Annotated in this window: 1 protein-coding gene; it reads left to right on the forward strand. The window is 44.6% G+C overall.

All coding sequences use genetic code 11. From position 1 onward, the window contains the following. Positions 1-775, forward strand: a 775-nt coding sequence (locus tag R7R24_RS25575; RefSeq protein WP_318119913.1) for a lipopolysaccharide assembly protein LapB, incomplete at its 5' end; no start/stop codon positions are given. Positions 776-877: the final 102 nt, after the last annotated feature.

The raw sequence follows: 877 nt of genomic DNA on the forward strand, positions 1-877 counted from the left end.
TGAAGAGCCCGATTACAAAGAGGCGGCGCTCCAACAGTTAGTCACTATTTACCAGCAAACGCGTGAATGGGAAAAAGCGATTCATTACGCCAATCAGCTAGCTAAAATGGGTAATCAGCGTAGTCGTATGCGTACAAATATTGCGCATTTTTGGTGTGAAATTGCCATGCTAGACCAAGCTGATGGCAATACGAATAAAGCTATCCAGCATTTCAAAAAAGCACTTTCCGAAGATCCAAAATGTGTTCGAGCAAGTATTTCGCTCGGCCGGATTTACTTGGAGTCAGAAGACTACAAACAAACCATTAAGTATCTAACGGGTGTATTGGAGCAAGACAAAGACTTTGTGAGCGATGTTTTGCCGACAATTGCTGAGTGCTATCACCATCTCGGGCAAGAAGATGAACTGGTCGAGTTTTTACGCGCCTGCATTGATAAAAAGGCAGGGGTGTCCGCGGAGTTGATGCTGGCTCAGTTAGTCGCTCACCATGAAAGCGTCGGCGCTGCCCAAGAATTGCTGACGAAACAGCTACTGAAAAATCCAACCATGAAGGGCTTTTATCGCCTGATTGACTACCACATTGCAGAGGCTGAAGACGGTCGCGCAAAAGACAGTTTATCTACATTACAAGCGATGGTTGGAGAACAATTAAAAGTAAAACCGCACTACCGATGCAGGAAGTGTGGCTTCTCTACTCATTCCCTTTATTGGCATTGTCCTTCCTGTAAAGGGTGGGGGACGATCAAGCCAATCCGCGGATTGGATGGTGAATAGTTTTAATGCAGCTGGCAGAGTTTCTGTCCGCTGCATTTTTTTAACCTTATGTCTAACAAGTAAAAGAACCAAAAATAATTAGGAGATGAAATGATCGACCAA

It is taken from the genome of Vibrio sp. 704 (assembly GCF_033339295.1).